This is a genomic window from Nocardioides sp. (assembly GCF_036374615.1).
Lineage (GTDB): Bacteria > Actinomycetota > Actinomycetes > Propionibacteriales > Nocardioidaceae > Nocardioides.
Map to the genome: position 1 here is coordinate 21,831 of NZ_DASUTK010000069.1, position 6,665 is coordinate 28,495.

Sequence of the window (6,665 nt, forward strand, 5' to 3'; positions counted from 1 at the left end):
GGCTGGTCCGGTGAGGTCGGGGCGGGTGGTCGTGGTCGGGGGCGGCATCGCCGGGCTGACCGCGGCGTACGCGCTCGGGGCCGACCACGACGTACTGCTGCTCGAGGGCTCTCGCGAGGTCGGCGGCAAGCTGCGCCGGGCGGAGGTGGCGGGGGTCGCCGTCGACGTGGGCGCCGAGTCGATGCTGAACCGGCGCCCCGAGGGGGTCGACCTGCTGCGGGAGCTGGGGCTGCCGGTGGTGCACCCGGCGTCGACGTCGTCGAGCGTCTGGAGCCGCGGCGCACTGCGTCGCCTGCCCCGCACGCTCCTCGGAGTGCCGCTCGACCTCGACGACCTGCGTGAGTCGGAGGTCCTCAGCGATGCCGGACTGACCCGCGTACGCGAGGAGCCCGGCCTGCCGCCGAGCGACGTCACCGTCGACCGGCCGGTCGGGACGCTGGTCGCAGAACGGCTGGGGGAGGAGGTCGTGGAGCGACTGGTCGAGCCGCTGCTCGGCGGCGTGTACGCCGGTCACGCTCGGCTCCTGTCGGCGGCGGCCACCACGCCGCAGCTGGTGGCGCTCGCCCGCCAGGGCTCGCTGGTCGAGGCCGCGGCCGAGCTGCCGACCTCGGACGTTCCCGTGTTCGCGGGCGTGGCCGGCGGTCTCGGCCCTGTGCCGACGGCCCTGGCGGACAGCGGGCGGTTCGAGGTCGTGACGTCCGCCCCCGTGCGCGAGCTCACCCGGAGCTCGGCCGGCTTCACCCTCACCGTCGGCTCGGCCCACGACCCGCAGCGGCTCGCCGCCGCCGCCGTGGTGCTGGCCTGTCCGGCCGCGCCGGCTGCCCGGCTGCTCGCCGACGTCGCGCCGGCCGCTGCCACCGAGCTGGCGTCGATCGAGTCGGCCTCGATGGCGATCGTCACCCACGCGTTCCGTGGCGAGGACCTCGCCGAGCTCGCAGGCACGACCGGCTCCGGGTTCCTGGTGCCACCGGTCGAGGGGCGGGCGATCAAGGCTGCGACCTACTCCTTCGCCAAGTGGGCGTGGGTGCGAGACGTCGCCGACGGCCTGCTGCTCCTGCGCACGTCGGTCGGCCGGCACCGGGAGGAGGCAGCGTTGCAGCGTCCCGACGAGGAGTTGGTGGCGGATTCCTTGGCCGAGCTCCAGGTCCTGGCAGGCATCGCCGCGCCACCGGTCGCGAGCCACGTGCAGCGGTGGGGTGGCGGTCTGCCGCAGTACGCGGTCGGTCACCTCGACCGGGTCGCCCGGATCCGCGCGCACGTGGACGGCGTCCCGGGGCTGGCCGTGTGCGGCGCGACGTACGACGGCGTGGGCATCCCGGCCGTGATCGGGTCGGCCCGCCGCGCCGTGGCCTCGGTCACGCGGGCAGAATGAGGACATGGCCAAGGCACGCGACATCAACGCAACGATCCGCTACACGATGTGGTCGGTGTTCCGGCTGCGCGAGGTGCTCGGCGAACCCGACCAGGGCTCCGACCGCGGCGCCGAGGCGGCCGAGGTCACTGACCTGCTCGACAAGCTCGCCGCCGACGACATCGTGACGCGCGGCGTCTACGACGTCTCGGGGTTCCGCGCCGACGCCGACGTCCTCGTGTGGTGGCACGCCGCGACGCCCGAAGGTGTCCAGGACGCCTACACGCGCTTCCGCCGGACCCGGTTCGGCCGTCGGCTCGACCCGGTCTGGAGCCAGGTCGCGCTGCACCGGCCCGCGGAGTTCAACAAGGGCCACGTGCCCGCGTTCATGGCCGAGGAGGAGCCGCGCGGCTACGTGTGCGTCTACCCGTTCGTCCGCTCCTACGAGTGGTACCTGCTCCCCGACGAGGAGCGCCGAGCACTGTTGGCCGAGCACGGCCGGATGGCCCGCGAGTACCCCGACGTCCGCGCCAACACCGTCGCGTCCTTCGCGCTCGGCGACTACGAGTGGATCCTGGCTTTCGAGGCCGACGAGCTGCACCGGATCCTCGACCTGATGCGTCACCTGCGCGGCTCGGAGACGCGTCGACACGTCCGCGAGGAGATCCCGTTCTACACCGGCCCCCGGGTCGAGCCGGTCGACCTGCTCACCCGCCTGCCCTGAGGTCGTGCCCCGGTGCGGCCGGCCTCCTCCGCCGAGCCGTCAGTTGTGCACCCCCAGAGGGTGTCGAGCCGTCACTTCTGCAGGATCCAACCTGCACAAGCGACGCCTCACAGCGTTTTGAACGTGCAGAAGTGACGGGTCGCGCTCACGCGTTGTCGGCCGGCTCCAGCGTCAGGCTGATCGAGTTGATGCAGTAGCGGTCGCCGGTCGGCGTGCCGTAGCCGTCGGGGAAGACGTGGCCGAGGTGGGAGCCGCAGTTGGCACACCGGACCTCCACCCGCTTCATGCCGAGGCTGTTGTCCTCGATGTACTCGATCGTGTCACTGATCGGTTGGTAGAAGCTCGGCCAGCCGCAGCCGGAGTGGAACTTCGTGTCGGACTCGAACAGCTTGGCCTGGCAGGCCTTGCAGCGGTAGACACCGACGGCCTCGGTGTCGGTGTACTCGCCGGTGAACGGTCGCTCGGTGCCGGCCTCGCGCAGCACGCGGTACTCGTCGTCGCTGAGCTCCGCGCGCCACTCGTCGTCCGACTTCTCCACCTGGTAGTTCATGTCCTCAACGGTACCGGGGAACCGAAGCCAGAAGGCTAGGGTCCAAGCATGGCGAAGACACCCGCAGCGATGGTGGTGGCCGGTGACCGGGAGGTCCGGGTGTCGAGCCCGGACCGGGTGATCTACGAGGCGACCGACCGCACGCCGGAGGTCACCAAGCTGATGGTCGCGGAGTACTTCGCGAGCGTGGAGGACGGGCTGATGCGGGCCCTGCTGAACCGTCCGACCGCCCTGGAGCGCTGGACCTCCGGCGTCCGGGAGGGCATGAAGCTCGCCACCGGCCCGATGGACCGGGACGCGGACGCGTTCTACCAGAAGCGCGTCCCCAAGGGTGCCCCCGACTATCTGGAGTCGGTCGAGATCACGTTCCCCAGCGGTCGGACCGCCGAGGAGATCTGCCCGACCGAGATCGCGGTCCCCGTCTGGTGTGCCCACATGGGCGCGATCACGTTCCACCCGTGGCCGGTGCGCCGCTATGACGTGGATCGGCCCGATGAGCTCCGGATCGACCTCGATCCCCAGCCCGGCACCTCGTTCGTCGACGCGGTGCGGGTGGCGGGGGTGGCGCGCGAGCTGCTCGGCGACCTCGGCATCACCGGCTTCGTCAAGACCAGCGGCAACCGGGGGGTGCACATCTTCGTGCGGATCCGGCCCGAGTGGGAGTTCGTGGACGTCCGGCACGCCGCGATCGGGTTCGGGCGCGAGCTCCAGCGTCGCGACGACCAGGTCACGACCGCGTGGTGGAAGGAGGAGCGGGGGGAGCGGATCTTCGTCGACTACAACCAGAACTGCCGTGACCGGACGATCGCCTCGGCGTACTCGTTGCGTCCCGTCCTGGGCGCCCCGGTGTCGACCCCGCTGTCCTGGGAGGACCTGGCCGAGGTCACGGACCCGCGCGAGCTCAACCTGTTCACGGTCCCGGAGCGGCTCGCGGACGCCGGCGACGCGTGGGCCGCGATCGACGACGTGTCCCACGACCTCGAACCGCTGCTCGACCTGTGGCGCGAGCAGGGCGAGGTCGAGCTGAACTACCCGCCGGACTACCCGAAGATGCCGGGTGAGCCGCCCCGGGTCCAGCCGAGCAAGAAGGTCGCGGAGCACTGGGACGAGCACGGGAACTGGATCGGTGGAGAACGCTGAGCGCACCCGCCTCCCCTGAATGTGAAGCGGCCCGCCTGGTGACCAGGCGGGCCTACTCCTCGCGACGCTTCAAACCCCCCGGTGATCAGCGTCGACTGATCTAAATTCGGGTGACCTTCAGAACCCCCCGGATCTGGTGGACCCCCCTCTGGCGATTCGCAACCCCCCGGTCCGAACCACCGTGTCAGCGACGGAGTGCTGACATCAGGAACCGTACGTTTCGCCGAGCCAGAGGGCACCTACGCGACATGCACACGATGTCCACGAAACGGTAACAGCCGTTCGGAACCCGTCGGTCAGACTCCGCTGACGCCCTCTCCGCCGCCTGCCTGCTCGTCGAACGTCTCGTGCTCGAGCAGGTGGAGCACCGGTACGCCGAGCTTGCGGCGAGCCTTGGAGGTCCAGTCGAGGTGGAAGAACTCGGCGACGACGTGAGGTCGGGTGAGGATGATCGCCTCGCGCCCGTCCACCTCGGCGATGGCCTCGGCGAGCGCGTCGATCGGGGGAGCGGTGACGACCTGCCCCTCGGCGCTCGCCCCGGCATCGCGCAGCGCGTCAAGGCAGAGCCCGAGGTCGCGGTCGGAGCGCTCCTTGCAGTCCCGGCGCACGGCATCGAGGTCGACGTCGCTCATCACCATGGCCGGCGACGACATCACCTCGCCGGCCGCCAGTGAGCCCATCGCGGACTCGATCCGGGCGGCGGCGTCCTCGAGCGGAAGCAGCACGGTGTAGTGGACGGGCTCGTCGATGGCTTCGTGGAGCGACCGCACCTGGCGGGCGTCGAGCGGGGTCAGCGCGCGCTCCACGAGCAGCACCACGTGATAGGTCTCCGTCGAGCTCCCCGTCGAATCGTCGATCGGGTGCTCGGGCTGGTTCGGTGCCTCAGGCAGGTCAGCGCTCATGACAAACCTCCGGACAACACTCTACCGAGGTCGTAGCCCACTGGCTCCTCCAACTGCTCGTATCCGCAGGACCCAGGATCACGGTCGGGGCGCCACCGTTTGAAGTGCGCGGTGTGCCGGAACCGGCGGCCCTCCATGTGGTCGTACTTCACCTCCAGCACCCGCTCGGGGCGTAGTGGGGTGAAGGACAGGTCCTTGCCCTGGCTCCAGCGGCTCTGGGTGCCGGGCACGCGCCCGGGGTTGGCGGTGAGGAACTCGTTCCAGCGGCCCCACGGGTGCTCCTCGATCGGGCACACCAGCGGCTGCAGCTCCTCGAACAGCTCGGCTCGCCGCTTCTCGGTGAAGGACGCGCTCACCCCGATGTGCTGGAGCTCGCCGTCGGCGTCGTACAGCCCGAGCAGGAGGCTGCCGATCAGCGGCCGTTCGGGGGTGGACGTCTTGTGCTCGCGGTAGCCGGCCAGGACCACGTCGGCGGTGCGCTCGTGCTTGATCTTCAGCATGGTGCGGGCGTTCTGCTCGTACGGCGCCGCCAGCGGCTTGGCCACGACACCGTCGAGCCCGGCCCCCTCGAACTGCTGGAACCACGACTCGGCCTCGGCCGGGTCGGTGGTGGTGCGCGTCAGGTAGCACGGCCCGTCGAGACCCGTGAGCGCCTCCTCCAGCGTGGCCCGGCGTTCCGAGAGTGGCCGGTCGGCGTACGACACGTCGCCGAGGGCGAGCAGGTCGAAGACGACGTAGCCCGCCGGCGTCTCCCGGGACAGCTTGTCGATCCGGGACTCGGCGGGGTGGATCCGCTCCTGCAGCACCTCGAACTCCAGCTTCGCCCCGCGCTGCTCGTCGGTGAGGGCGACGAACAGCTCGCCGTCGAGGACGCACCGATCCGGCAGCTGCTCGCGCGCGGCCGTCACGATCTCCGGGAAGTAGCGCGTCAGCGGCTTGGTGTTGCGGCTGGTCAGCTCGACCTCGTCACCGTCCTTGAACAGCAGGCAACGGAAGCCGTCCCACTTCGGCTCGAAGCTGAAGCCGGGCTCCTGGGGCACCCCCTTGACGGACTTCGCGAGCATCGGCTGCACCGGCGGCATGACGGGAAGGTCCACCCGCCGAGGTTAGCGTCGCGACGTGCCGAGGGTCAGCGACCGTGGAGGACCCTCCGCACGGCGCGGAACTCGGGCTTGCGCGACCAGTCCGCGCGGGCGAGGCCGTAGTGCGCGCCGGGGGATCCACCACCGTGTCTGGTGTCGTTGAGCAGCTCGTAGCGGAACGCCTTCTGCACCCGGGGGTGGTCGGCGATCCTCGGGATCCCTCGAGCGGCCAACCTGGCGGCCCTGGCCTCCGACGTCGGGCGCTGGCCGGAGCCGCCGGAGTAGTTGGTCCAGCCGAACTCGGTGATCCAGACCGGCTTGCCCTTGTAGGCGATGTCGACCAGCTTCAGCCGTTCGGCGAGACCGGTGGTGATCCGCCTTCCGCGCGGGTAGGAGTGCAGACCCACGACGTCGCAGTACTCGCGGATGCCCTGGCGCTTGAGCGCGCGGTAGCCCGCGCCGTCGCTCACGTCCTCGTCGCGGTCGTGCAACGACGGTGAGACCACCTTGACGCCCTTGAGCGCGCGCTGGTTGTTGCAGGCCTCCCAGATCGCGCGCTGGATGTCGACCGTGTGCCGCGCCCAGCCGTCCTTGCTGGTGTCGGGCTCGTTGACGCCCTCGAGGCCGAGCACGATGTCGGCGTAGTCGTCGGCGATCTGGCGGACGCGGTGCCTGGTCTCGCGCGGGCTCAGGCGCCCGTCAGCGGTGACCGTCATCAGCCATTTGATGCCGTACCGGCGGCACAGTCGAGCCGTGCGCCGGCACTCGTCCTGGTGGGGTACGACGAGGCCGCGGATCTGCTTCACGCCGAGATCGGCGAGCATTCCCATCCAGCGGTCGGTCTTGCCCCAGCGGGGGTCCTCGGCCCAGCTGGGGTGGACGACGACACCGTAGGAACGAACCAGCTGACGCCGCC

General features: G+C 70.7%; 7 protein-coding genes. 3 read left to right on the forward strand and 4 right to left on the reverse strand.

Translation table 11 applies throughout. The features are described from left to right. Nucleotides 1-10: 10 nt before the first annotated feature. Together hemG and hemQ are read left to right on the forward strand one after the other, a co-directional pair. Nucleotides 11-1,372, forward strand: a complete 1,362-nt coding sequence (gene hemG / locus VFZ39_RS05955) for a protoporphyrinogen oxidase (RefSeq protein WP_330864815.1) — start codon at nt 11-13, stop codon at nt 1,370-1,372. 4 nt (nt 1,373-1,376) lie between these two features. Then, complete coding sequence (hemQ, locus tag VFZ39_RS05960) at nt 1,377-2,075, forward strand: hydrogen peroxide-dependent heme synthase (protein WP_330864816.1); 699 nt, start codon at nt 1,377-1,379, stop codon at nt 2,073-2,075. 145 nt (nt 2,076-2,220) lie between these two features. Here the strand turns inward: hemQ and msrB are convergent, their stop codons facing one another. Then, a complete protein-coding gene (gene msrB, locus VFZ39_RS05965) occupies nt 2,221-2,625 on the reverse strand; it encodes a peptide-methionine (R)-S-oxide reductase MsrB (protein ID WP_330864817.1) in 405 nt (134 codons plus the stop codon). 48 nt (nt 2,626-2,673) lie between these two features. On the opposite strand from msrB, the gene VFZ39_RS05970 reads away from it, so the two are divergent. Beyond that, on the forward strand, nt 2,674-3,765 hold the full coding sequence (locus VFZ39_RS05970) for a DNA polymerase domain-containing protein (RefSeq protein WP_330864818.1): 1,092 nt from the start codon (nt 2,674-2,676) through the stop codon (nt 3,763-3,765). Between the two features lie 296 nt (nt 3,766-4,061). On the opposite strand, the gene VFZ39_RS05975 is transcribed toward VFZ39_RS05970, so the two are convergent. From VFZ39_RS05975 to VFZ39_RS05985, 3 genes are all read right to left on the reverse strand, one after another. Further along, nucleotides 4,062-4,667: a hypothetical protein gene (locus tag VFZ39_RS05975; protein ID WP_330864819.1), complete on the reverse strand. Its 606-nt coding sequence runs from the start codon at nt 4,665-4,667 to the stop codon at nt 4,062-4,064. Beyond that, entirely contained in the window at nt 4,664-5,764 is a 1,101-nt protein-coding gene (locus tag VFZ39_RS05980) for an ATP-dependent DNA ligase (protein WP_330864820.1), read from the reverse strand. Before VFZ39_RS05980 ends, VFZ39_RS05975 begins: the two co-directional genes overlap by 4 nt. A 32-nt stretch (nt 5,765-5,796) precedes the next feature. Next, nucleotides 5,797-6,665: glycosyl hydrolase (locus VFZ39_RS05985; RefSeq protein WP_330864821.1), on the reverse strand; the 869-nt coding region annotated here is incomplete at its 5' end.